Below are 24,346 nucleotides of genomic sequence, written 5' to 3'. Positions count from 1 at the left end.
CACCGTATCGGATAGTCCGCTGCTAGGCTCGGCGAAAGCCATTCCTCCGTCTCGCCGCGCACGGCGACGCCGTGGATTTCGAGACCATTCCGAGGAGCAGGACAAGAGGATGTTCGGATTGACTGAGACCCGCACCTCTGGACCGCTGGAGGCGACGGACCACTTGCCTGCCGACCGCGGGGCAGAGGTGCACGACCGCGGGGCAGAGGTGCACGCGGGCGATGCGCGGAGGGGTCGCTCGCGGCTCGTACGCAGCTGGCCGGCGCTGGCGCTGCTGGTGCTGTTCGCCGTGTCGGTCCTGCTGCGCCTGCCGTCCTTCTCCATCGATCCGGTCGAGGACGCCGGCTGGACGCCGTACGAGCGGTACAGCAACACGGAGGTCTGGACGCACAACTGGCACGTGCTCGACGTCTACGCGACCGAGCCCGCCGGCGAGCACCTCTTCGCCTCGTACATCGAGGGCAGCTGGCCCTGCACGGCGTCCGCGTCCTGCGCGGAGGAGTTCGTCGCGAACTCGAAGAATCCTGATCTGACGGTGTACACGTCTTTTCCGCCGACGGCTTTCATCGCTCTCTACGCGGTGATGAAGGTGTTCGGCGGCGGGAACTACACCTACGAGGCGTCGCAGATATTCGGTCTCGCGCTGCACGCCCTGTGTGTCGGATTGATCGCCTATCTCGCATATCTGTTGACGCGGAACAAGCTCATCTCCGTGCTGGCGGGCGCGATCTACACATTTTCCACCGCCACGATGTGGTACCACATGAACGTCTACTGGGCCCATGAACTCCTGATGCCCGTGTTCATCGCGGCGCTCGTCGTCTTCGTGCGGCGCAAGGGCGCCATGCGCTGGTGGCAGAGCCTGTTCTTCGGGTTCGCGATGACCCTGATCACCTGGACCGGCGCGGTCGCGGCAGTCGGGTTCGCCGCCTACGGGTTGTGGCGGTACCTCCGGACCAGGGAGCGGGCGCACCTCGCCCACCTCTTCATGGTGGCCGGCATGGCCGCGGCCATCGCGGTCGTCCTCCTCCAGGTGCTCGTGGTGACCGGCTCCAGCCCGGTGGAGTACGTGGAGCGCGTGGTCCATCGCGCCGGCTTCCGCTCCAGCGGATCGGACAGCATGCCGTTCGGCGTCATGGCGTGGCGCTTCGTCAACAGCCTGATGCTGGACTACGGCGGTTTCCTCGTGATCGCCTTCGCGCTGGCCGTGCGGAAGAAGCTGACGAGCTTCCAGTGGGCCGTGGTGTTCGTGTCGACCTTCCCGTTGCTCGAGACGTTCGTCGTCCTCGAGCACGACACCACCTACGGCTTCGGCCGCCTCAAGTGGCTGGTGCCGGTGATCGTGCTGATCTGCATGGGTGCCGCCAACCTCAGCCCGAGGCGTCGAGGGCAGCTCGCCCTGGCCGTGGCGGCTGCATCGGTGCTCCACGTGGCCTTGTACTTCCTGGTCTTCACGCCGGTCGCATGACGGAGGCAGCCGGGACGGCTGCTGCGCCGGTCGTCGAGAACCCGCACAACCGGCGACTGCCGGTGCTGGACGCGTTGCGCATGGTCGCTGCGCTCTGGGTCTTCACCGCGCACGCGGTCTTCGCGGAGAACTACTTCGTGACCGGCGACACCTCGCCCATCGAGAACGAACCCTCGACGGGCTTCGTCGAGATCGTGCGCCTGGGCTGGTTCGGCGTCGATGCCTTCTTCGTCATCAGCGGGATCGTCATCGCCCGCACCGCTTTGGGGAGGACCGCGCCCGAGTTCCTGGTGGCGCGGTTCTCCCGGATCGCCCCGAGCTTCGTCGTCGGCGTCGTCATCGCGGTGCTCGTCGCCTTCTGCCTGGGAGGGGAGGGCACGGCGCCGAACAACGGCCACGCCTCCCTCGCGGACCTCTTCCCGTCGTTGACGCTCCTGAACTTCCCCCTCGGCGATCCGGTGTCGGCCGAGGCCTCGTACTGGACGCTCTGGATCGAGGCGAAGTTCTACGTCCTGGTCGCGATCTGCCTGCTGGTGTGCCGAACAGGATCGCGTCGGTCGATGGTGATCTTCCTGGCTCTGTGGACGTTCGCCGTGACAGTCACGCGCGAGGCAGGCGAACCGGGACTCGATGCGCTGCTGCTCGTCCCGTTCGCCCCGTACTTCATCCTCGGCGCGACGCTGGGGCTGATCCGGAACAGGCGTGAGCTGGTGGCGCTGGCCCCGCTGGTGGCCGTGTCGCTGACGCTGGCGGTGAGCACGGCGGAGGCGCGCGGCGCCTTCGCGACCTGGACGTGGACCGTGTGCGTGCTGGTCGTGGCGGCGCTCATCGCGATCGGGTTGCTGGTTCCCGGCTCGGACTCACGCCTCTCGCGGTGTCTGACCACCCTCGGCCTGGCCTCCTTCCCGCTCTACCTGCTCAATCTCCGCTTCGGCGGGCTGGTCGTGGGGGCCCTGGAGTCCCGAGGCGTGATCGTCCCCGTCGCCGTCGGAGTGGGTGCCGCCGTCCTGGTGGTCCTCGCGTGCCTGTGGGCCACCCGCGTCGAGCCACGCATGCAACGCGCGCTGAAGGCGGCGATGACCCGCGGCCTCCGCGAACTCGGCGACCCGGGCCCGCGTCCACGGGACGGCGCATCGGCACCGGCCTCGTCGTCGGACGACGGTGCTGCGGGCTCCGGCGTGCGTGACGTGGTGGAACGGCTGGTCCCTCGTGTCCGCGCTCCCGAGGACGGCGGGACGGGCGAGCCGGCCCGGGCGCAGGCCGGCCCTCCGGGTGTCGGGACGCCGCGGGGCTCCGGCGCCGGGGAACACGTCTGACCCCCTCGTCGGGTGCTCGACTGGCAGAGCCTGCCCACACCCGCCGGGCCACCCTGTGCCCTGTTGCCGTGGTGGACGGACCGATCCGTCCACGCGGAAGTACACGCGTGTGACTCGTGGTGCTGGCGGGGGAGTCGTGCTCAGCGGGCCGGGCGGTCTCGGAATCTCGGCTTGAGTCCATCGCCCTGCGTATTCGCGGCCGTACTCTCAGCTTCGTCGTCGTGACGAGCCCATATGCGGCCGACCGTCCCGCCCCGCACCCACCGAAGGACCTCCCCGTGCTCCTGACCCGCCGCGAGTCCGCCACCTGGCTCGCCGTGCTCGTCGGCGGCGGGCTGGAGCTGCGGTACGACTTCCTGCGGGTGCTGACGACGAACTACAAGGAGCACTTCCAGCTCGACTCGGACTCGCTCGTGTACGCGACGCTCGCCGACGGCAGCCGAGGGGCCCTGGACCCCATGGTCCGGGCGACCGGCGAGGACTACACGAGCCAGGTCGGCCTGCACGGCATGGTGATGGCGCTGGTCACGCCGGGAGCGTCGCTCTACGAGGCCCTCCGGCTGACCACCGCGCTCCTGCTGGCCGCGGTCCTGGCCACCGCCGTCATCGCCTGCTGGCGGGCCTGGGGCGGCCGGGCGGCCACCGTGCTCGGCGCGCTGCTGTTCACCGCGCCGTGGCTCAACGCGTTCGGCGCGAGCGCCTACTGGCAGCTGTGGACGTTCCTGCTGCCCATGCTGGTGCCGCTGCTCGTGTGGCCCCGGCTCGGCACCGGCCGGCGCAAGTGGGTCCGCGGCGGCCTGCTCATCGGCGGCCTGGTCTTCCTCAAGTGCCTCTGCGGCTACGAGTTCATCACCACCCTCGTCCTCGGGGTCGCGGCCGTCGTGGCCTTCCACGAGTTCCGGGAGCGCTTCGACCGGCAGCTCCTGGTGCGCCTGGCCGCCGCGATGGGCGCCGCCATCGCCGGCTTCGCCGCGGCCATGGGCGTCCACGCCGTGCAGCTCCAGCTCCGCTTCGGCAACCTCTCGGCGCTCGGCGGAGCTGCCGGGGACCGCACGTTCTGGCCCACGAAGCTCGAGGTCATCGCCCCGCGCGTCTACAAGCAGTCCGGCCCCCTCGGCCGCTGGCTGCTGGAGCAGAACGAGGTCCTGGGCGTCTGGCTGTTCCGCATGCGGTACTTCTTCACCGACCCGGCGGTCGCGCTGCCCGCCCCGCAGCAGTTCGGCCTGGGCCCGCTGCCCTTCGAGATCCCCATCTACCTGTTCGTGGTGGTCTACGCGGTGCTCGCCTGGCGCGCGTTCCGGGGCAGGGGCGAGGACGCGGCCCTCCAGCGCCGGCTGGCCGTGGCCGCAGGCATCTCGCTCGCGGGCGCCCTGTCCTGGCTGGTGCTGGCCTACGGGCACATGATCGTGCACTTCCACGTCGACGCGATCGTCTTCTACCTGCCGTTCCTCCCGCTGGTCTTCGCGATGATCGCCCTCCACGTGGCGACCGCGACGCGTGCGGGGACACCGGCCCGCACCGCCGTCCCCGCTCACCTTCCTGCTCCCTCCGCTCCCGTCGACCCCGAGGACGCGTACGCCATGAACGAGCCGCAGACGGCCCGCCGCATCCCCGTCGGCGCATCGGCATGACCGCCGGCAGCGCACAGTCCGTCGTCGTCGTCGGCGGGGGGTTCTACGGCTCGTCGCTGGCGGCGCACCTCGCCCGGGAGGGCTCCCGGGTGACCCTGCTGGAGGCGCGCGGCGACCTCCTCGGCGGCGCCAGCTACTTCAACCAGGCCCGCGTGCACGGCGGGTACCACTACCCGCGGTCGCTGCGCACGGCCGGCCGCAGCCAGGCCTACTACTCGTCCTTCATGGCCCGGTACTCCGACTGCGTCGTCGAGGACTTCCTCTGCATCTACGCGATCGCCCGCGGCTCGCTCACCAACGCGCGGAAGTTCCGGCGCGTGATGGAGCAGGTGGGCGCGCCGCTCATGGACGCCCCGGCGTCGGTGCGCGGCCTGTTCAACCCGGCCACCATCGAGCAGTCCTGGGTCACCCGGGAGTCGGTCTTCGACTCGCTCAAGCTGCGCGAGCACGTCCGCCAGGAACTGGTCGACGCCCGCGTCGACGTGCGGCTGAACACGCGCGTCGTCCGCGTCGAGGAGGGCCCGGAGGCCGCGATGGTCGTCCTGGCCGACGGTGACACCCTGGCGGCCGACCGCGTCCTGGTGTGCACCTACGGGGAGTCCATCGGTGAGGTGCCCACGGGCGTCGGCTACGCCGGGCTGCACTGCGAGCCCTGCGAGATGGCCCTCGTGGACGTGCCCGCGGCCCTGGAGGGCAAGGGCATCACCGTCATGGACGGCCCCTACTTCTCCCTCATGCCCTTCCCGTCAACCCCGTGGCACACGCTCAGCCACGTCCGGTACACCCCGCACGGCGCCCAGCCGTCGTTCGAGGCGGCCGCCGAGGTCCTGCGCAGCGGCCGGCTGGCCAGCCGGGCCGACTGGATGGCCCGCGACGCGGCGCGCTTCGTGCCCGCCCTGCGCGACGCGGTCCACGTGGAGTCCCTCTGGGGCGTCAAGACCGTGCCCGCCCGCCGCGACGGGGACGACGCCCGGCCCATCGTCATGCGCCGTTCCGGAGGAGGGCGAGTGATGTCCCTCCTCGGAAGCAAGATCGACAACGTCGGAGACGCTCTCCGAGTAGCAGAGGAGCACCTCCGTGACGCGGTCTGAGACCTACGCCGACACCCTGCCCACGCCCGGAGGCGGACCCGCCTCGCCGTCCCTGCAAGGAGACACGTCCGCCATGACCGTGCCCCCGCCCGCCGCGCCCCCGGCCATCGAGAACGCGCCGCTCGTCGCCGTCCCCGTCGCCGCAGCGACCGAGACGCCGTCGACGCCGCCGTCCCAGATCGTCGTCCGCACGCCCGCACCCACCGGGCGTGGCGGCACCTTCCTCAGCGTCGTCGTCATCGCGGACGCCGCCTCGTCCGAGGTCGAGTCCGACCTCGCCGCCCTCGACGCGGCGCTCGCCGAGACCTTCCCGGTGCACGAGATCGTGCTGGTGCTGACCGCTTCCCGCGGGCGGGTGCTCTGGGCGCGCAACCTCGCCGAGAAGCAGGCGAACCTGCAGGTCCTGGGCCTGCTGCACGAGGCCGGCGACGAGGTCGCCTTCACGGCCGGGCTCGACGGCGCGCTCGGCGACGTCGTCGTGACCGCCCGCCTGGGCGCCGACGCCCCGGCGGACATCGTGCGGTGCGCCGGGATGGTCACCGACGACCACGCCGTCGTGGTGGGCGTCGACACGTCCGCGCCGTCCCGCCGGCGCCTCGCGGTGCAGGCCACCAGCGCGCTGGCCAGCCGCAGCATGGGCCAGGAGATCGCCTCGGTCAGCCTGGGCCTGCGCGCCTACAGCCGCGCCGCCCTCGACGCCTGGCTGCCCCGCCGCGACCGCGACCGGGTCCTGCGGATGCTGCCGGTCATCTCCGGCTACTCCGCCACGGTCATGGAGTACACGCCCACGTCGCGGGGCCACCAGCGCGGCGCCACCAGCGCCCGCCAGGTCATCCGCTCGATCTTCTACAGCAGCTCGCGGCCGCTGCGGCTGGCCGTCGGGCTCGCCCTGGTCGGCAGCGCCCTGAACCTGCTGTACGCGCTCTACGTGGTGGGCGTGGGCCTGTTCAGCGGCGCCGTCGAGGGGTGGACCTCGATGAGCCTGCAGAACAGCATCATGTTCTTCCTGCTCAGCGTGGTCATCGCGATCATGGCCGAGTTCATGTTCCAGTCCAACGAGACGGCCAACGAACGGCCGATCTACCGGGTGGCCTTCGAGGCGACCAGCGCGGTGCTCGAGGCCCGGGACATGCTCAACGTCGAGTCCGCGACCGGCGACCGCCCGACCACCTCGGCCGCGGCATGACCGCGCCGCAGCGACGCGCGCTCGTCGGCTGGACCGGCTTCGTCGGTGGCGAGCTCGACCGGCGGATCGCCCCGGTCGCCCGCTTCCGCAGCACCGACATCGACCAGCTCCCCGGGGCGTCCGTCGACGAGGTCGTCTGCGCCGGTGCGCCGGCGGAGAAGTGGAAGGCCAACGCCGAGCCCGAGGCCGACTGGGCCAACATCCAGCGGCTGATCGACGCCCTGGACGGCAGCAGCGCCCGCTCGTGCGTGCTGGTGAGCACGGTCGACGCCTACAGCGACTCGCGCCAGGCGGACGAGGGCACCGCCGCGGACACCGCCCAGGAGCAGGCCTACGGCCGGCACCGCGCCCTCCTCGAGCAGTTCGTCACCGAGCGTTTCGAGGACTCCCTCGTCGTCCGGCTGCCCGGCATGTTCGGGCCGGGGCTGAAGAAGAACCTCGTGTTCGACCTCATCCACCAGCCCGAGGCGCGGTTCGCCCACGAGGACTCCGCGTTCCAGTTCTACGACGTCCGCGATCTGTGGGGACACGTGCTGCTCGCCCGGGACGCCGGCCTGCGGGTGGTCAACCTCGCCACCGAGCCGGTGACCGCGGCGCAGGTGGCGCGGGAGTGCTTCGGGGTCGACTACTCCTGCACCGACCGCCCCATCGCGGCCTACGACCTGCGCACCCGCCACGCGGCGGAGCTGGGCGGCCGGGACGGCGCCTACCTGCGCACCAGCGACGAGGTACTGGCCGCCATCCGGGCCTGGGGCGCCCGGGAGCTGGCCGGTGCTGCGGCATGAGGGTCGCCTTCTCCAACCTCGCCTGGGCCGCCGACGAGGACGCGGCCGTGCTGCCGATGCTCGTCGACTCCGGCCTGACCTCGCTCGAGGTCGCCCCCACCCGGCTCTGGGACGACCCGCTCGCCCAGGACGCCGACGAGGTGGCCGCCGCCCGCGCCACCGTGGAGGCCACCGGCATGCGCGTCGTCGCGCTGCAGTCCCTGCTGTTCCAGCGTCCGGAGCTGCAGCTGTTCGGTACTCCCGAGTCCCGGGAGGGCCTCCACGACCACCTCGTGGGCATGGCCGACCTCGCCGTCGGGCTCGGTGCCACCCGGCTGGTCTTCGGCTCCCCGGGCAACCGGCGCCGCGACGACCTGCCGGTCGAGCAGGCCGACGAGATCGGCATCGAGTTCTTCGGCCGGCTGGGCAAGGAGGCCGCCGACCGCGGCGTCTGCTTCGTCATGGAGGCGAACCCGACGGTGTACCGCTGCGACTGGCTGACCGACGCGGTGGCCTCGACCGCCTTCGTGCGGGCGGTCGACTCGCCGGGTGTCCGGCTGCACCTGGACACGGCGTGCATGGCTCTCGCCGGGGACGACGCACCCACCCGGGTGCGCGAGGGGGCCGACCTGCTGGCCCACGTGCACGCCAGCGCCCCCCAGCTGGGCGCGGTCGGACCGGACGGGCCGGTCGACCACGACGCGATCGCCGCGGCGCTGCGGGAGATCGGCTACGACGGCCACGTCTCGGTCGAGATGCTGCGCCAGACCGACGACCCCACCGGCACCGTCCGCCGGTGCGTCGACTACGTCAAGGAGACCTACCGGTGAGCTACGACATCGACGACCGCGGCTGGGCGGTGCCGCGGGGGGACCAGCACGTCCTCGCCGAGCGCAGCAGCCGCTACTGCGTGCTGATCCCCGTCATCAACGAGGGCCAGCGCATCCTCGACCAGCTCAAGCGGCTGCAGGAGCTCGACCTCGGCATCGACGTCCTCGTCGCCGACGGGGGGAGCACCGACGGCTCCAACGACCCCGACGTGCTGCGCGGCCTGGGCGTGCGCGCCCTGCTGGTCAAGCGGGACGCCGGGAAGCTCAGCGCCCAGCTGCGCATGGGCTTCGCCTTCGCCATGCGCGAGGGCTACGACGGCGTGGTCACCGTCGACGGCAACGGCAAGGACGACGTCTCGGCGATCCCGCAGCTCGTCGCGGCCCTCGAGGGTGGGGCCGGCTTCGTGCAGGGCTCGCGGTTCATCCCGGGCGGGCTCGGCATCAACACCCCCCGCAGCCGCCGGCTGGCCATCACGCTCGCGCACGCGCCGGTGACCTCGCTGGCCGCGGGCAAGCGCTACACGGACACGACCAACGGTTTCCGGGGCCACTCGCGGGCGCTGCTGCTCGACCCGCGCGTCGCCCCGATGCGCGGGGTGTTCGACACCTACGAGCTGCTGGCCTACCTGCCCATCCAGGCGGCCAGGCTCGGCTACGGCTGCACCGAGGTCCCGGTCACCCGCGCCTACCCGGACGACGGGCACGTGCCCACCAAGATCAAGGGACGGCGGGGCGAGGTGGACCTCGTCCGCATCCTGACCCGTGCGGCCCTCGGCCGCTACGCACCGCCGTCGGCGTGAGCGCGGGCCCGCGCGGCGAGTTCGTCCGGTTCGCCGTGGTGAACGCCGCCAACACGGCGCTGTACTGGGGCCTCTACCTGGCCCTGCTGCTCGTGGCGCCGTACATGGTGGCCAACGTGGCGAGTCTGGTCGTCGCCGTCGTGGTCGCCTACTGGCTCAACGCGCGGTACGCCTTCCGGGTCCGGATGAGTGTGAAGGCCCTGGCCGGTTTCCTGGCGGGCCAGGGGGTGACGATCCTCCTCCGGATCGCGCTGGTCTGGGCGATGGTCGAGGCGTTCGGCGTCGACGAGCGGCTCGCGCCGCCGATCGCCGTCGCCCTGGCCCTGCCGGTCGCCTTCGTGCTCGCGAGGACGGTCATGGCCGAGCGGCCGGCGCCCGCGGCGCCGCTCGGCGAGCCGGCACTGGTCCGCTAGCCGACCGGCCCGGGGCGCCCGCTCAGGGACCGATCCGGCCCCGGACGAACCGGGCCGCCAGCCCCAGCGAGCCGAAGCGCCGCGGCGAGCGCGCCACGAAGGCCAGCCGGGCGACCGGTGCGGTCCGGCCGAAGACGCGGTCGAAGACGGCCGCCCGGGCCGCGGCGTCGCGGGCGGTGCCGAACCCGGAGCCCGAGGACCGCGCCGGGTGCACGGCGAGGACGTGGGGGAAGAACCGGCAGCGCAGTCCCGCCCGGAGGGCGTCGGCGATCAGGATGTACTCGTCGCCGAGGTACTGCGGCACCCCGGCGCCGAACTCCTCGTCGAAGCGGACGCCGGCGCGCTGGAAGGCGCTGCGGCGCACCATCATCTCGTAGGTGGCCGCCTTGCCCGAGTTCCAGCGGTGCAGGCGGACGCTGCGGCGGGGGTACCGCTTGCGCACCTCGCCGGTCGGGTCCACCGCGGTCCCGAGGCCGAGCGCGAGGGAGTCGTCGCGCTGCAGGTCGTCGAGCATGGCGCGGACCCCCTCCTCGCGGATGACGATGTCGTCGTCGGCGAAGAGCACGAAGGTGCCGCGGGCCCGCCGGAGCACCTCGTTGCGGCTCTTCGCCACACCTGCGGAGTCCAGGTGCACCACCCGCACGTCGTCCCGGTCCGGGGTCGCGCCGGGCGGGGGAGCGCCCTGCACGACGACGAGGATCTCGACGTCGGGGCGGGCGTCCGGCAGCTGGATGGCGGCGGCCCGCTCCCCGAGGACCGAGTAGCCGATCGTCAGCAGCGGGTCATTCACTGAAGGCCCGTGCCCGAACGTAGCGCATGAGGCCCTTGGCGATGTCGGTGAGCATCTGGCCCATCATGCGCAGCGCCACGAAGAGGACGAAGGCCGTGCCGGGTGCCACGAGATCGGCGAAGGTCAGCGCGACGAGCAGCCCGATGAGCAGCACGATGCCGAGGTAGGCGAACAGCGAGCCGATCTCGCCGGCGCGGATCCGGCTGCGGACCCTCGTCGCGTTGGACGCCGGCTTGCGGGCCAGCTGCATCTGGCGGAACTCCCGCTGGGCGGCCAGCTGCCGACGGAAGATGACCGACAGGGCCACGCCGGTCAGCGCGACGGCGACCAGCACGCCCAGCCCGAACAGCGGGGCCAGGACCGCGCTCGCAGCGGTGACCACGACGATGCGGCCGACCGTCGACAGCAGCTGCGTCACCTCGATGGCCATGGCCCAGCGCCACGAGTCCTTCACCGGGGTCAGCCCGACCGAGTCGGTGAGCGCCCGCTCGAAGACGTTGATCCGGTACATCTCGCGGGCGAAGTTGACCACCCGGAGCCCGCCGTAGACGCCGAAGAACAGCACGACGAGCAGCACGATCTCCGTGGTGCTGCGGTCCGACCCGGGCAGGATCAGCACGCTGAACAGCTGGGTCGCGACGAGCTCGGTCAAGGACACCAGCGCGGCCAGGGCGACCAGCCCGAGGACGACGAGCCGGTCGCGCCGGCTGGTGAACAGCGTGCAGAAGGTGCTCCGGATGTCGGCCGAGATCGGCCAGGACACGCCGGTTACCCGGTGACCGCGGCCACGGCGCGGCGGAGTGCGTCCTCGACCTCGTCCATCTTGGCCTCGCTGATCTTCGCGTCCACCACGAGCGACTGGAGGTCCGCCGCCCGCAGGTCGAGGGGCACGGGCGCCGGCGTGAGCGGTCCGAGGTCGACACCGAGTGAGTAGTCGGTGTACTTCATGCCGTTGCCCGACACCGCGTCCAGGTAGCCCTCGAAGACGATCAGCGCGCACGGGATCCCGTAGGACTGGCAGGCGATGAGGATGTGCATCGCGCTCGTGACGACCTGGTCGTACTCCGCCAGGCGGGACACCAGGGTGCGGATCTCGTCGGGGTGCGACACGAGCACCTCGAGCTCGTCGTAGCCCGCGGGCAGCTGCACCGGCAGGTTGCGGTGCTTGAAGTGCCGGACGAAGGCGGTGCGGCCGTTCGTCGTGCCGCGGGTGACCGGGAGCACGCGGGACAGTACGGCCGCCGGGTCGCCGAAGGAGTCCACGACGGGGCCTCCGCACGCGCGCAGGTGCTCGGCCGACATCGGCCCGCGCAGCGAGACGTACTCGGCGGCCGGGTCCAGCTGGTACTCGTCGCTGGAGATGCCGGTGCCGACGACGACGGAGTTCGGCTTCACGAAGCGCCCGATCGAGCCCACGCCCACGAGGTGCTGGCCCGACGTCAGCCACGGAGCGGTCGGGGACTGGAAGATGAGCCGCCGGTCGGTGTAGTGGCTGACGAGCAGCGGGCTCAGCCAGTCGCCGAAGTTGCCGGGGAAGGGCCGCGCCCACCAGACCAGGTGGATGGCCTCGGAGGACCGGCCGGTGGAGTAGGTGGCGAAGCTGCGGGCCGCGCCGACGGTGCCCTCCTCCTCGCGGGTCAGCACGCCCAGCCCCTGCAGCGACTCGCGGGCGCTCTCCAGGGCCTCCAGGTCTCCGTCGAGACCGCCGCGGAGGACCTTGTTGACCAGGGCCTTGCGCTGCTTGGGGGAGGGACCGCCCGGTACCGCCTTGGGCAGACCGGGCCCGCCGGACACGAGGACGGCGGTCGCGCCGCTCTTGTCGGCGATCGCGATCAGCCGGCGCCGCCAGCCGGCGGGCAGCTGGGCGAGGGTCTTCTTCCCGACGCGCACCACGGTGCGGCGCGCGTTGATGGCGCGGCGGGTGGTGATGACGGGTGCGTCCGCGGCGTGCTGGACGACCTTGTCCTTGAACTCCGCGACGTTGCCGCTGGAGCCGAAGGTGAAGAAGGCCGGGCGGGTCGACTGCGGGTCGCCCTTGCCGACGACGCCCGACGACGGGATGACCTGGAAGGTCAGCTCGTCGCAGTTGGCGCGCCAGCCCTCCTCGAAGAAGTAGTCGTCGGTGGCCTTCTCCGTGGAGCGGCTCTCGAGCTGAGCGGCGTCGGCCATCATCTTGCGGGCCTGCGGGGTGGTGTTGACGCCCCAGAAGCAGGGCTCCCAGAAGCGGGTGCGCTTGTGGTAGCCGATCGTCCGCGGGCTGGAGAAGCCGCGCTGGAACCCGATGATGTCTGCGCTGGAGTCGCGCACGAAGTCGGGCAGCGACAGCAGCCGGCAGTCGACGTCGATCCAGAAGACCTTGCTGCCGGGGTTCTCGGCGCAGACGCGCGCGAGGAAGGGGACCTTCTTGCGGCAGAGGTCCGCCCAGTCCTCGCCCTCCTGCTTCTCGATCTCCTCGACGACGTACGTGACGCCCAGGGCGCTGAGGCTCTCCTTCAGCTCCTTGCCGTGCTGGCGGTAGTACTCGTCGTCCGTGTGGAATGAGCACACAATGAAATCGCTCATCAACGCTTCCTGGTGGCGGTGCCGGAGGACGCGGGCGCGCTAGGTCGCCGCAGGCCGCGAGCATCCTGATCGGGGTCGCCCGGAGTCTACGAGCCGCGGGAGTCGGGTGTCGGTCCGCGAGGGCGAATCCGGCCCGGGGCACCCCGTACGAACCTCCCTCCCCACCGACCACACCGCGAGCGGCCCTCCGAGGCCCGCGGAGGTGGCGGGAGGGAGTCGCGGGAAGGGTGCGCCGGAAGGGGTGCCGGAACTCCGGACCGGGCCCGGAGCGGGGATACCGTCGGCGGCGACCAGGGCTCCGCTGCACCGCTCCCGAGCGCGCGCGGACGACCGACGGCGAGAGGTGGGACCGATGCCCGCACAGGGCGGCGAGCGCATGGGGCGCGTCGGTGAGGTGCTCGGGCGGGCCACTGGCCGGGCGCAGGCCGAGGCGCTGCGGGCCGCGGAGCAACGCCTGTCGGCCCTGGAGGAGCAGCGCGACGTCCTCCGCCGGCAGCGGGACAGCGCCCGCGAGGCGGAACGGCGCCTGGCCCAGGCGGAGGCGCGGCTGGCCGAGCTCGAGTCGCAGGCCGCCGTCCTGCGCCAGCAGCGCGACCAGGGCCGGGCCGAGACGGCGGCGCTGCTCGGGCAGCTCACCGGCGGCGAGGCCGAGGCCTCGGCCTCGACCGGCCAGGTGCGCCGGGCGATCGGCCAGCTACGGGCCGAGGGCGCACTCGCCGGCGGCCTGGTGGAGGGCGCCGGGCTCGACGAGGCGGCGGTGCGCGCCGTCCGCGCCCTGCTGGGCAACCCGCAGTCCACCCCGCGCGCCCGTGCACTGGTCACGGCGCTGCAGTCCGACGAGCGCACCCGGTCTGCCGGCGACGTCGCCGCCGGTCACTACCTCGCGGCCTGGGGCTCCCGGCGGACGGCGCACGAGCAGTTCTCCGGCGCGCCGCTGGACCTGCTGGTCCGCACCGGAGCGGCCACCGCGGTCGCGGTCGCGCTGCACGTGGACCCGCCCGAGGGGGAGCGGCTGGCCGCGCAGGCCGTCGGGCACCCGGAGCTCGCGGCCGACGACGCCGTCGCCCTCGCCGGGACGCTGGTCGGCCACCACCGGCTGGCCCTCGCCCGGCAGGCCCTCGACCGGGCACGGGAGGCCGGGTCCGCCGGCTCGCCCCGACCGGCCGACGAGGCGGCGGCCCGATCGGCCGAACGGCTCCAGCACTGGCTGGACACCCACCCGGCCGAGCTGGACTCGATCGCACCCGCCCGGCCCCGACCGGTCATCGGGGTGCTGCGGTACGACTCGCCCGACCCGTCCCTTCCGGCGGCGACCCCGGCCGATCACGGCCGGACGGTGGCGGTCCTCGGCCACGTCCTGCGCCGGCGTGGTCTGCGGCTGCACGCCGAGGACCCCGACCTGCAGGACGCACTGGACGAGCTGCGGGCCGGCATCGCCGCCGAGCGCCTGCTCGACGTGCCTGAGGCGGGCGTCGACGTCGTCGGCGTGTCACGCGACGTCTCCCGCTGGGCGGCCCTCCCCGAGCCGACGTGGCTGCTGGCCGCCGGGTGGTTCATGCACCAGGTCTTCGGCGTGCGGAGCGACCTGCCCTTCCACGCCGCCGTCCGGCCGGTCTTCCTCGGCTTCCACCTCGACCGGGTGGAGCTCCTGACGCCCGACGCAGTCGCCTACCTGCGCCGGTACGGCCCCGTCGGCTGCCGCGACCGGGCGACGGTCGACCTGCTGCTCACCCACGGGGTCGATGCCTTCTTCTCCGGATGCGTCGCGACGACCGCCGACCTCACCGCCGGCAGCGGCACCGACGGGGCGCAGGCTCCCGGGGAGCCCCTCGTCGACCGTGCCGTCCCGGCCACCGGTGCCGAGGTGGCGTCCCCCGACGCGGCGCTCGCGGCGGGCCTGCTCGCGGCGCGGGACCACCACCGCGCGCTGCGGTCCGCCGCGGCGTCGCCCGCCGCCTCGCTGCACGACCACCTGGTCGGCGCCGCCCTGGGGCTCGACCTCGAGCTCCGGCCGGCCTCGGCCGGGGATCCGCAGCTGGACGGTCTCCTGGGACTGACGGCGGGCTCCTCCGAGCTGGCCGCCGTGCAGGGCCTGGTCACCGAGCTGCTCGACCTGGTCGTCGGCCTGATCGCGGCCGGCGCCGACGAGGAGACGGTGTACGCGGCCTGGCGGGAGCGCTGCCGCCCGCTGGTCGAGCAGAGCCGGGCGCGGCGGGAGCACTGGCGCACGACCCGTCCCGAGGTCGAGTCGCTGGCCGGTGCGGCGACCCCGGTGCGCGCGCAGGCCGTGCACCTGGGCACGGGTGGCGACGTGCACGTCGCGATCGCGCTCGACCAGAACCTCGTCGACCAGGCGCCCGTGGTGCTGCAGGGCATCGACGAGGGGACCGGCCGCGACGTCCGGGTGCACGTGCTCACCCGCGGCGTGCCGGCGTCGACGGTGGAGTCGTGGGCGCGGACCTTCCCCCGGCTGCGGTTCTCCCACTACCGCTTCGACGAGGTCCGGTACGGGTCCATCGCCCGCCTGCTGGCCCACACGACCGTGTCCACCATGGACCGCCTCCTGCTGCCCGACGTGCTCGGGGACATCGACCGTGTCGTCTACATCGACATCGACGTCGCCGTGCTCGGCGACGTCGGCGAGCTGTGGGACCTCGAGCTCGGGGGTGCTCCCCTCGCGGCGCGGCCCAGCGTCTCGGAGTGGGCGGCGTCCGGGCTGGTGCTCGTCGACCGTGCCGCGGCCCGGCTGCCGTTCGACCGGGCGGTCGAGCTGCGCGGCTGGATGCACGCGCAGGTCGACGGCGACTTCCCGGTCTTCAACGCCGGTGTCCTGGTGCTCGACCTCGCCCGCATGCGCGCCGACGCGTTCACCGAGAAGGTCGCCGGCATGGCCGGTCGCTACGGGCTGAACGACCAGGACGTGCTGTGCTGCTACGCGGCCGACCGGGCGCGCGCTCTCGACCCGCGCTGGAACGTCTTCCCCACCCGGGAGACCGTGCCCGCCGACGCCCGGCTCGTGCACTACGCCGGTGGCGCCAAGCCCTGGCAGCCGCTGCAGCTGCCGGTCAAGGACTTGTGGCTGTCCGCGCAGGAGCGCTACCTCCGGCGCCTGCCTGCCTGACGCCGGTCAGCCGGGCGGGCCGGCCGACAGGCCGGCGAGCTTGTCGGGATTGCGCACGACCAGGACCTGCGTGATCAGCCCGTCGGCCACGGCCAGCGACATCGTCATCAGCGGCTCGCCGTCGGCCCACGCCACCACGGCCGGGGCGCCGTTCAGGTCCGCGATCTCGATGCGCAGACCCGGCAGGGCCAGGCCCTGGCCGGCGACGCCGACGGCGAAGCGGGCCACCTTGTCCGCGCCGGTGATCGGGCGCAGCGCCGCCTTCGCCCTGCCTCCGCCGTCGCTGATCAGCACCGCGTCGGGAGCGAGCGCGGCCAGGAGTGCGTCGACGTCGCCACCGGCGCAGGCCGCGAGGAACCGCTCGGTCACCGCACGCTGGGTCCCCCGGTCGGCATCGAACCGCGGACGGCGGGCCTGCACGTGCTCGCGCGCGCGGTGGGCCATCTGCCGGACGGCCGACTCGGACCGCCCCAGCGCGGCTGCGGCCTCGGCCACCGGCAGGCCGAACACCTCCCGCAGGACGAAGACCGCGCGCTCGGCGGGGGACAGGGTCTCCAGCACCACCAGCAGGGCCATCGAGGCCTGCTCGCCGAGCTCCGCAGCCGCGGTCGGGTCCGCGGGTGCCGGTGCGGCCGCGACGGCGTCCCGGCCGGTCAGCAGCGGCTCGGGCAGCCACGGGCCGACGTAGCTCTCCCGGCGTGCCCGGGCCGAGTCCAGCCGGTCGAGCGCGAGCCGGGTGACCACGCGCACGAGGTAGGCGCGCGGATCGACCACGTCGCCGCCGTCGGCCGCCGACCAGCGCAGCCACGCGTCCTGTACGGCGTCTTCGGCGTCGGCGACGCTGCCGAGCATCTGGTAGGCCACCGAGAACAGCAGCCTCCGGTGGCGGTCGAAGACGCCGAGGACGTCGGTCACGGCGCCGGGATCTCGCAGCGGTCGCGGAAGCCCTGGCTGGTCAGGCCGAGGGCGCTGTTGAACCGCGAGCGGGAGTTCTCCACGGAGATCATCATCGTCAGCTCGACCAGCTGGGCGTCGTCGAGGGAGCGGCGCAGGCCGGCGACCATCTCGTCGGTCACCTCCAGCGGCGTCGTCGTCATGGCCTCCGCGTAGGCCATGACCTGGCGTTCGAGGGCGGTGAAGCGGTCGCTGTCCCGCCAGCGCGGGACGTCGCGCAGCTTGGCCGGGTCGATGCCGCGGGTGGTGTTCTCCCAGAACCCGAAGTCCAGGCACCAGGAGCAGCCGACGGTCGTCGCGGACGCCATCACGGCCAGGGCGCCCAGGGTCGGGTCCAGGCGGTCCCACCGGGCCAGTGACTGCTCGTACCGGATGTAGGTGCGCAGGACCCGGGGGTTGTGCGCGATGGCCGCACCCGGGTCGAGCACGGCGCCGAACCTGCGGCGCGAGTACCACTCGGTGAGCCGCACGAGCGGCGAGCGGGGCGGGTCGAGCGGGATGCGGGACATGGCGGGCCTCTTCCGTCGTCGGTGTGCCGACCATGGGGACGACGCGGCCCCCGCCGGTGTGACATCGCCGTGCCGCCCGGCAGACTCGGGGCGTGCCGACCGTCACCGTCTACGCCGTGCTACGGGCCGCCACCCCGGTGGACGACGCCACCGTCGAGGCGGTCGCCGCCACGCTGCGGCCCGGCGACGCCGAGCTGCGGGTCTGGCGCGAGCCCGACCGGGCCGCGCTGCGCGCCTCCACCGACTGCGACGCCGAGGACCTGGACGCCGCGCTGGAGCAGGCCCACGCGCTGGGGGAGGAGCTGCGCGAGCGGTGCGCGGGCGACGTGGTCGAGGTCGCCGCGCTCACCGACGACGACTCGCTGGTCTGGCGCGCCTGGCTCTGACGCCGCCGCTCAGAGCCGCCCGCGCCCCTGCCGCAGCAGCAGCATCCCGAGCGCGGCGCCGTCGGGGCCGAGCGCGTCCTGGAACCGGGCGAGCACCTGCTGCTCGCGCGCGAGGTTCAGCCGGGTGCCGCCCGAAGCCTTGCGGACGGCGCCGATCTCCCGCGAGACGGCCAGCCGGCGCTGCACGAGCGCGATGATCGCCTCGTCGCAGGCGTCGATCTCGCGCCGCAGCGCGCCGATCCGCTCGACCTCGGAGCCGGTGACGGTGGAGGGGGTGCTCATGGGGTGTCCTTCGGGGCGGAGGGAGCCCGTCGTGCCCCAGGAACGAAGAACGCCCCGGGGCCTTCGGGCCCGGGGCGTCTGGTGCGGCTGTGCTCAGCCGGCGGTGACGGCGACCGGATCCCGGTGGCCGTAGTAAAAGCTGGTCGTCGTGGCGAGCACGTCGCGGAGTCTGCCACAGCAGGCAGGAACCGTCACCCGTCCGGCTTACAGTGATGTGGCTATGAGCAGCGTCCAGCAGGCCCTTCCCGGTACATCCGCACTCCAGCGTTCCGCCCCCGGGTCCCTGGGCCGGGAGCTGGACCGCATGCTCGCCGGGCTCAACGGTCCGCAGCGCCAGGCCGTCGTGCACGAGGGCGGCCCGCTGCTCATCGTCGCCGGCGCCGGCTCGGGCAAGACCCGGGTGCTGGCGCACCGGATCGCCTACCTGCTCGGTGCCCGGCACACCCAGCCCGGCGAGGTCCTGGCCATCACGTTCACGAACAAGGCCGCGGGCGAGATGAAGGAGCGGGTGGCGCAGCTCGTCGGCCCGCGCGCCCGGGCGATGTGGGTGTCGACGTTCCACTCGATGTGCGTGCGCATCCTGCGGGCCGAGGCCGCCAAGCTGGGCCTGAAGTCCTCGTTCACCATCTACGACCAGGGCGACTCGGTCCGGCTCATGACGATGGTGGCCCGCGACCTCGACCTCGATGCCAAGCGATACCCGGGGCGCAGCCTCGCCGCGCAGGTGTCGAACCTGAAGAACGAGCTGATCGACGAGGAGAGCTACGTCCCGGGGACGGCGCCCGAGAAGGTGCTCGCCGAGGCCTACACGCTCTACCAGCAGCGGCTGCGCCAGGCGCACGCCATGGACTTCGACGACCTGATCATGAACACGGTGCACCTGCTGCAGGCGTTCCCCGACGTCGCCGAGCACTACCGCCGCCGGTTCCGCCACGTCCTGGTCGACGAGTACCAGGACACCAACCACGCCCAGTACATGCTGGTCCGCGAGCTGGTCGGCACGGGCGAGGGGCCGGTGCCCATGGCCGAGCTGTGCGTCGTGGGTGACGCCGACCAGTCGATCTACGCGTTCCGCGGCGCGACGATCCGCAACATCGACGAGTTCGAGCGCGACTACCCGCAGGCCACCACGATCCTGCTGGAGCAGAACTACCGCTCCACCCAGCGCATCCTCAAGGCCGCGAACACGGTCATCGCGAAGAACACCGGCCGCCGTCCGAAGAACCTGTGGACCGACTCCGGCGACGGCGAGCTGATCGAGGGCTACGTCGCCGACAACGAGCACGACGAGGCCGCCTGGGTCGCCGAGCAGATCGACGCGCTGGTCGACGAGGGCACCGCCCAGCCCAAGGACATCGCGGTCTTCTACCGGACCAACAACGCCTCGCGCGTGTTCGAAGAGGTCTTCATCCGGGTCGGCATGCCGTACAAGGTCGTCGGCGGCGTCCGGTTCTACGAGCGCAAGGAGGTCCGCGACGCGCTGGCCTACCTGAAGGTGGTCGCCAACCCGACCGACATCGTGAGCCTGCGCCGGGTCATCAACACCCCGAAGCGGGGGATCGGCGAGCGGGCCGAGGCGTGCATCGAGAACTTCGCCGACCGGGAGCGGATCCCGTTCGCCGGTGCCCTGCGCCGCTGCGCCGAGGTGGGCGAGCTGGCCACCCGCTCGCTGAAGGCGATCCAGGAGTTCGTCGCCCTGCTCGAGGAGTTCGAGCAGCTGGTGGAGACCGGCTCCGGCCCGGCCGCGCTGCTGGAGAGCATCCTCGACCGCACCGGCTACCTCGCCGAGCTGCAGGCCAGCACCGACCCGCAGGACGAGGGCCGGGTCGACAACCTCAACGAGCTCATCTCGGTGGCCGCGGAGTTCGAGGCGGCCAACCCCGACGGCACGGTCACCGACTTCCTCGAGCAGGTGTCGCTGGTGGCCGACGCCGACCAGATCCCCGTCACCGGCGACGACGCCGGCGTGGTCACGATGATGACGCTGCACACCGCCAAGGGCCTGGAGTTCCCGGTCGTGTTCCTGACCGGCCTGGAGGACGGCGTCTTCCCGCACCTGCGGGCGCTGGGTGACCCGCGCGAGCTGGAGGAGGAGCGCCGGCTGGCCTACGTCGGCATCACCCGCGCGCAGCAGCGGCTGTTCATCTCCCGGGCCACGGTCCGCACGAGCTGGGGGCAGCCCGCCTACAACCCGCCCTCACGGTTCCTGGACGAGATCCCGGGCGACACCATCCACTGGGAGCGCCTCGACCCCACGCCGGCGCCCTCGACGGGTTACCGCTCGGCGCAGACGCGGGTCGCGGCGACGGGCCTGTCCACCGGCGGCCTGCGCGGCGGTGCCGGCAACCGCCAGGTGATCGCTGTGGACGTCGGCGACCGGGTCAGCCACGACGCGTTCGGGCTGGGCACGGTGGTCGAGGTGACCGGCGCGGGTGAGAAGGCGCAGGCCACGGTCGACTTCGGTTCCGGCGGTACCAAGCGCCTGGTGCTCCGCTACGCCCCTCTCGTAAAACTCTGACCAGAGGAGCGGGGCCCGGAGGGTTCCCGACGAGGGTCAGGTGGTCGCCCTGCGAGGTGCCGCGAGGAGCGGGGGCCCGGAGGGTTCCCCGACGAGCGAGCAGGATGCGCTCAGCTCGACGGGGGGCGGCACCTGGCCGCGGTGATCGGCGGAGCCGATCAGAGTGATACGCCGCGCTCGGCCAGCCAGGCCTTCGGGTCGATGGGCCGGCCGTGCATGCCACCGCGGTGGATCTCGTAGTGCAGGTGCGGTCCGGTGGACTGGCCCTCGTTGCCGACCTTCGCGATCTGGTCGCCGGCGTGCACGATGTCGCCCGCGGACACGCTGTAGTAGCGCATGTGGCCGTAGATGTGCACGTTGCCGTCGGCGTCCTGGACGTAGACGGCGTTGCCGTAGCCGGACGCCCTCCCGGCCCGGATCACGACACCGTCGGAGGCGGCGAGGATCGGGGTGCCGAGCGGCGCGGCGAGGTCGAGGCCGTAGTGCATGGTGCCCCAGCGCTGGCAGAAGCAGGTGGTGAGCACCCCCCGGAGCGGCAGCACGGTCTTGGGCTGCCGGGCGGCGCGGGAGGCGGCCAGCTCACCCAGGCGGGCCTGGGCCTCGGCCTCGGTGATGCCGCGGCGGACGTCGGCGTCGTCGAGCCCACCGCTGAAGCCGTGGTCGAGGCCGGTGCCGAGGCCGAGGTCGGACGCGGTGACGTCGACCTGCTCGGGCCCGCCGCCGAGGATCGCGGGGGCGCCGGCGACCAGGGCGCCGGCGACGAGGGCGGCGAGCCAGATGGGCGCGCGGCGGCCGGGCGGGTGCGGGAGGCGGCGGAGCGCGGCGAACCGGGGGAGCCGGCGGCGGGCGGCGGGCGGCGCGTCCGGAGCGGTCTGCTCGGCGGCGACGGTCCCGGCGGTCTCCGCGGGGACGGCCTGCTCGACGGCGGCCTCGGCGTCCGCGGCTGCGGCGGCCCGCATGAGCGCGGTGGTCGCCGGCCGGGGGACGGGGATGGCGGGTGTGCCACGGCCGGCGGTCAGCTCGATGCGGCCGGTGGCGCCGTCCTCGGGGCCCGGCCGCTCGAGGAGCGTGGGCGCACTGGTGGGGGACACGGCGCACCTTCCCGGGACAGTGCTCCGCGAGGGCTCGGTACGGCCCGTCGGGGGAGCGGGGGCGCCGCCGGTGGATACCGGCGCCGTGATCGAACCGTAACGACGTGTGAGGACGCCACCAAGCACCGAACGGTCCGTGTCGTGCGGTGTGTCCCGGATGACGAGCCGAACTCGACCGCCCGCCGGATCAGGCGACCGCGCGCACCGTGCGGTCCGGGACCGCCGTGCCGGCGCCGGCGAGGGTCAGTGCCACCTCGTCCAGCACGCCGCGATGGATCGGCAGCGACATGTGCCCCACACCCCGGAACAGCACGTTGCGAGCAGTCAGGTCGGGGTGGTCGCAGCGGCCGGCCGACGTCGGCAGCACCAGCTGGTCGAGGTCGCTGTAGACGGCGGTGATGCGGGTGCCGCACCGGTCCACCGGCTCGGCGAGCTCCTGCAGGACCGGAGAGCCCGGCCGCAGCTGGCGCACCAGCGGCGTCGGCAGGGCGTGTGCGAGCAGCGATCCGCCGTGCGGCGTCCCCAGCGTGACCAGGGAGTCGACCCGACGGTCGCCGCCCTGGCGCTGGACGTGGTAGCGGGCGATGAGCCCACCGAGGCTGTGGCCCACCACGTGCACGCGCTCGTGCCCCGTCTGGGCGCAGATGCGCTCGATGTGCGCGCCGAGGTCCTGCGCGGCCTGGGCGACGTCCCGCAGCAGGGGGCTGTAGTTCCACGAGCACACCGAGGCGAATCCGCGGCGGCGCAGGCTGCGGCGCATCACGGCGAAGATCGAGCGGTTGTCGACCAGGCCGTGGACCAGCAGGACGGGCGTGCGCGCGGCCAGCGGATCGGCGGAGAACAGCGCTCGGACGGCGGGGGACTGGTCCGGCCGGTGCAGGCGGTCGGGCTGCACCTGCTCGGTCCGCGCACCCAGCGGGTACAGGAGGACGTGGGCCCCGACCCAGGCCAGTTCGGTGAGGCTGCCGGTCAGCGCGGCCGGGCTGCACAGCGATCGCAGGGCACTCCGTGGCGCGGCCTCGGGAGCGGCCGTCGTGTGCGACGCTGGTTCGGAGCCCGGAGTGCTCGTCGGTCGCATGGCCAGGATCTCCCCGTGTGGTCCGTCGTCGGTGCCGAGGGGGCGCCGGTGGTGGTGCACTGGTTGTGCTCCGTTCACCCGACGGTAATGCCCGTGTGTGGCGGCCGTCACACCGACGGCGCCGGTGGCTGGGCCGATCGAGGCCGGTTCGTGACCGAATGCGAAGGGGGACGGCGTGCCTGGCCGCGATGCCCGAACCGGGGGCGCCCGCACCCGGACGCCCGGTGGGGCCCGTGCGGGGACCGCGCGCGCCCCTGGCGGACCCGGCCCCGACGGCGGCGAGGGGCTCGTGGTCGGCACTGTGCCGTCCGCTGCCCGGTTCGTCGGCGTCCTGCTCGTGCTCGCCGCCCTGGCCGGTCTCGTCTCCACCATCCCCACCTACCTCGAGGTGGGCGGGCAGGACCTCGTCCTGGGCGGCAGCGTCCTCGGCGTGCTCGCCACGCTGCTCGCCCCGCTGGTCACGGGTGCGGTGGGCGTGCAGCTCGCCCGCGCCGTCGTCCCCAAGTTCGGCCTGGCCTACGCCGCGGTGGCCGGTGCCCTGGCGCTGGGCAACCTGCTCATCGAGCTCTACCGGAGCCGCAGCTCCACCGACCGACCCGGCGTCGAGGTGCTCGCCGGGGAGCAGGTGCTGACCAGCGACATCCACATCGGTCCCGGGTGGGTCGCGGGTGTGCTGGCGCTCGCCCTCACCGTGGTGGCCGGCGGCGTGGCGGTAGTGGTGTGGGGCCGCACGGTCATGGAGGACGGCGGCGCGCTCGATGCCGTCCGGGGCCCGCTGGCCGGCGCGTCGGTGCTGCTGGGCGTGACGACGGTGCTGTGCATGACGTTGCCGGCGGCCGACGTGCGGGACGACCTCCGCACCGACCCGGTCACCGGGCTGCAGGTCGTCGTGCCCCGTCAGGGGCCCCAGGCGCTGCTGGAGCGCCCGGGGCTGGCGCTGCTGGGCGGGCTGCTGCTCGCCGGCGCCCTGGTCCTGTGCTCGGTGATCGCGCCCTCGCTGCGGCCGCGGCTGGGCGCGGTCGGCGGCCTGCTCGCCATAGCCGTCACGGTGCTCTCCGCCGGGCTCGGCGGGGTGCGGGACGCGGTCGTCTCCGACGAGCTGTACTGGACGGTGCCCGGGGCAGGGCTCCTCGTCGCCGGCCTGGGTTTCTGCGTCGTCACTGCGCTCGCCTGGCGCCTCCGCCGCCGGCCGGTGCACACCGCCTCCTAGGCTCCGCGGCGTGGACGAGCGCATCCGGGTGGTCATCGCCGGGCCCGGGCCCGACGGCGGGGACCGGACGGCCGAGGTGGTGGCGCGGGCACTGCGCGACGCCGGTATGGAGGTCGTCTACACCGACCGGCCGCAGGCTCCCGGGCAGCTCGCCGCGACGGTCGTGCAGGAGGACGCCGACGCGGTGGGTGTGCTGGTCGCCGGGGGCGACGCAGCGCCGGTCGCGCGCCTGGCGGGCCTCCTGGCCGACGGGGGGGTCGACGACGTGCTCGTCTTCGCCGGTGGGGACATCACCGACGGTGACGCGCTGACCGGATGCGGCGTCGCGCGGGCCTTCCCGCGCGAC

Annotated in this window: 22 protein-coding genes; 14 read left to right on the top strand and 8 right to left on the bottom strand. The window is 73.3% G+C overall.

Going from position 1 to position 24,346, the window contains the following annotated elements; translation table 11 throughout:
* Positions 1-118 precede the first annotated feature (118 nt).
* The 9 genes from ACI793_RS15610 (at position 119) to ACI793_RS15570 (ending at position 9,499) form a co-directional block, all read left to right on the top strand.
* Positions 119-1,468: a hypothetical protein gene (locus ACI793_RS15610; RefSeq protein ID WP_456607296.1), complete on the top strand. Its 1,350-nt coding sequence runs from the start codon at positions 119-121 to the stop codon at positions 1,466-1,468.
* Entirely contained in the window at positions 1,465-2,784 is a 1,320-nt protein-coding gene (locus ACI793_RS15605; RefSeq protein WP_456607295.1) for an acyltransferase family protein, read from the top strand. Before ACI793_RS15610 ends, ACI793_RS15605 begins: the two co-directional genes overlap by 4 nt.
* Before the next feature lie 221 nt (positions 2,785-3,005).
* A complete protein-coding gene (locus ACI793_RS15600) occupies positions 3,006-4,415 on the top strand; it encodes a hypothetical protein (protein ID WP_456607294.1) in 1,410 nt (469 codons plus the stop codon).
* A complete protein-coding gene (locus tag ACI793_RS15595) occupies positions 4,412-5,506 on the top strand; it encodes an FAD-dependent oxidoreductase (RefSeq protein WP_456607293.1) in 1,095 nt (364 codons plus the stop codon). Before ACI793_RS15600 ends, ACI793_RS15595 begins: the two co-directional genes overlap by 4 nt.
* 73 nt (positions 5,507-5,579) lie before the next feature.
* Positions 5,580-6,692: a hypothetical protein gene (locus ACI793_RS15590; protein WP_456607292.1), complete on the top strand. Its 1,113-nt coding sequence runs from the start codon at positions 5,580-5,582 to the stop codon at positions 6,690-6,692.
* Positions 6,689-7,477, top strand: a complete 789-nt coding sequence (locus ACI793_RS15585) for a hypothetical protein (RefSeq protein ID WP_456607291.1) — start codon at positions 6,689-6,691, stop codon at positions 7,475-7,477. The genes ACI793_RS15590 and ACI793_RS15585 overlap by 4 nt, the downstream gene beginning before the upstream one ends.
* Positions 7,474-8,286: a sugar phosphate isomerase/epimerase family protein gene (locus ACI793_RS15580; RefSeq protein WP_456607290.1), complete on the top strand. Its 813-nt coding sequence runs from the start codon at positions 7,474-7,476 to the stop codon at positions 8,284-8,286. Before ACI793_RS15585 ends, ACI793_RS15580 begins: the two co-directional genes overlap by 4 nt.
* The gene (locus tag ACI793_RS15575; protein ID WP_456607289.1) at positions 8,283-9,086 is read left to right on the top strand and encodes a glycosyltransferase family 2 protein; all 804 of its coding nucleotides are present in this window, start codon (positions 8,283-8,285) and stop codon (positions 9,084-9,086) included. The genes ACI793_RS15580 and ACI793_RS15575 overlap by 4 nt, the downstream gene beginning before the upstream one ends.
* Complete coding sequence (locus tag ACI793_RS15570; RefSeq protein ID WP_456607288.1) at positions 9,083-9,499, top strand: GtrA family protein; 417 nt, start codon at positions 9,083-9,085, stop codon at positions 9,497-9,499. Before ACI793_RS15575 ends, ACI793_RS15570 begins: the two co-directional genes overlap by 4 nt.
* Before the next feature lie 22 nt (positions 9,500-9,521).
* On the opposite strand, the gene ACI793_RS15565 is transcribed toward ACI793_RS15570, so the two are convergent.
* Genes ACI793_RS15565 through ACI793_RS15555 form a run of 3 tightly spaced genes read right to left on the bottom strand, consistent with a single transcriptional unit; the run spans position 9,522 to position 12,851 of the window.
* Entirely contained in the window at positions 9,522-10,289 is a 768-nt protein-coding gene (locus ACI793_RS15565) for a glycosyltransferase family 2 protein (RefSeq protein WP_456607287.1), read from the bottom strand.
* Positions 10,282-11,052 (bottom strand): hypothetical protein, encoded by a 771-nt coding sequence (locus tag ACI793_RS15560; RefSeq protein WP_456607286.1) that lies wholly within the window; start codon positions 11,050-11,052, stop codon positions 10,282-10,284. The genes ACI793_RS15565 and ACI793_RS15560 overlap by 8 nt, the downstream gene beginning before the upstream one ends.
* A 5-nt stretch (positions 11,053-11,057) precedes the next feature.
* On the bottom strand, positions 11,058-12,851 hold the full coding sequence (locus tag ACI793_RS15555) for a hypothetical protein (RefSeq protein WP_456607285.1): 1,794 nt from the start codon (positions 12,849-12,851) through the stop codon (positions 11,058-11,060).
* A 352-nt stretch (positions 12,852-13,203) separates the two neighbouring features.
* On the opposite strand from ACI793_RS15555, the gene ACI793_RS15550 reads away from it, so the two are divergent.
* On the top strand, positions 13,204-15,972 hold the full coding sequence (locus ACI793_RS15550; RefSeq protein ID WP_456607284.1) for a glycosyltransferase: 2,769 nt from the start codon (positions 13,204-13,206) through the stop codon (positions 15,970-15,972).
* Between the two features lie 6 nt (positions 15,973-15,978).
* Here the strand turns inward: ACI793_RS15550 and sigJ are convergent, their stop codons facing one another.
* Together sigJ and ACI793_RS15540 are read right to left on the bottom strand one after the other, a co-directional pair.
* Complete coding sequence (gene sigJ, locus ACI793_RS15545) at positions 15,979-16,887, bottom strand: RNA polymerase sigma factor SigJ (protein ID WP_456607283.1); 909 nt, start codon at positions 16,885-16,887, stop codon at positions 15,979-15,981.
* Positions 16,884-17,435: a carboxymuconolactone decarboxylase family protein gene (locus tag ACI793_RS15540; protein ID WP_456607282.1), complete on the bottom strand. Its 552-nt coding sequence runs from the start codon at positions 17,433-17,435 to the stop codon at positions 16,884-16,886. Before ACI793_RS15540 ends, sigJ begins: the two co-directional genes overlap by 4 nt.
* 92 nt (positions 17,436-17,527) lie before the next feature.
* Here ACI793_RS15540 and ACI793_RS15535 point away from each other — a divergent pair, with 92 nt between their 5' ends.
* Positions 17,528-17,821: a hypothetical protein gene (locus ACI793_RS15535; RefSeq protein ID WP_456607281.1), complete on the top strand. Its 294-nt coding sequence runs from the start codon at positions 17,528-17,530 to the stop codon at positions 17,819-17,821.
* 9 nt (positions 17,822-17,830) lie between these two features.
* Here ACI793_RS15535 and ACI793_RS15530 read toward each other — a convergent pair whose 3' ends face one another.
* On the bottom strand, positions 17,831-18,103 hold the full coding sequence (locus ACI793_RS15530) for a chorismate mutase (RefSeq protein ID WP_456607280.1): 273 nt from the start codon (positions 18,101-18,103) through the stop codon (positions 17,831-17,833).
* Positions 18,104-18,323: 220 nt separating this feature from the next.
* Between ACI793_RS15530 and pcrA the strand changes: the two genes are divergently transcribed.
* Positions 18,324-20,621 carry a DNA helicase PcrA gene (gene pcrA / locus ACI793_RS15525; RefSeq protein WP_456607279.1) on the top strand — a complete coding sequence of 766 codons (2,298 nt, stop codon included), beginning with the start codon at positions 18,324-18,326 and terminating at the stop codon, positions 20,619-20,621.
* Positions 20,622-20,779: 158 nt separating this feature from the next.
* Here the strand turns inward: pcrA and ACI793_RS15520 are convergent, their stop codons facing one another.
* Together ACI793_RS15520 and ACI793_RS15515 are read right to left on the bottom strand one after the other, a co-directional pair.
* On the bottom strand, positions 20,780-21,712 hold the full coding sequence (locus tag ACI793_RS15520) for a M23 family metallopeptidase (protein ID WP_456607278.1): 933 nt from the start codon (positions 21,710-21,712) through the stop codon (positions 20,780-20,782).
* 187 nt (positions 21,713-21,899) lie between these two features.
* Positions 21,900-22,790, bottom strand: a complete 891-nt coding sequence (locus ACI793_RS15515) for an esterase/lipase family protein (protein WP_456607277.1) — start codon at positions 22,788-22,790, stop codon at positions 21,900-21,902.
* A 289-nt stretch (positions 22,791-23,079) separates the two neighbouring features.
* Here ACI793_RS15515 and ACI793_RS15510 point away from each other — a divergent pair, with 289 nt between their 5' ends.
* Together ACI793_RS15510 and ACI793_RS15505 are read left to right on the top strand one after the other, a co-directional pair.
* On the top strand, positions 23,080-24,000 hold the full coding sequence (locus tag ACI793_RS15510; RefSeq protein WP_456607276.1) for a hypothetical protein: 921 nt from the start codon (positions 23,080-23,082) through the stop codon (positions 23,998-24,000).
* Positions 24,001-24,010: 10 nt separating this feature from the next.
* A partial coding sequence (locus ACI793_RS15505) for a cobalamin-dependent protein (RefSeq protein WP_456607275.1) occupies positions 24,011-24,346 on the top strand: 336 nt, incomplete at its 3' end.

Source organism: Blastococcus sp. SYSU DS0617, from assembly GCF_054051075.1.
This window is presented reverse-complemented; position numbering and strand designations above follow the sequence as displayed.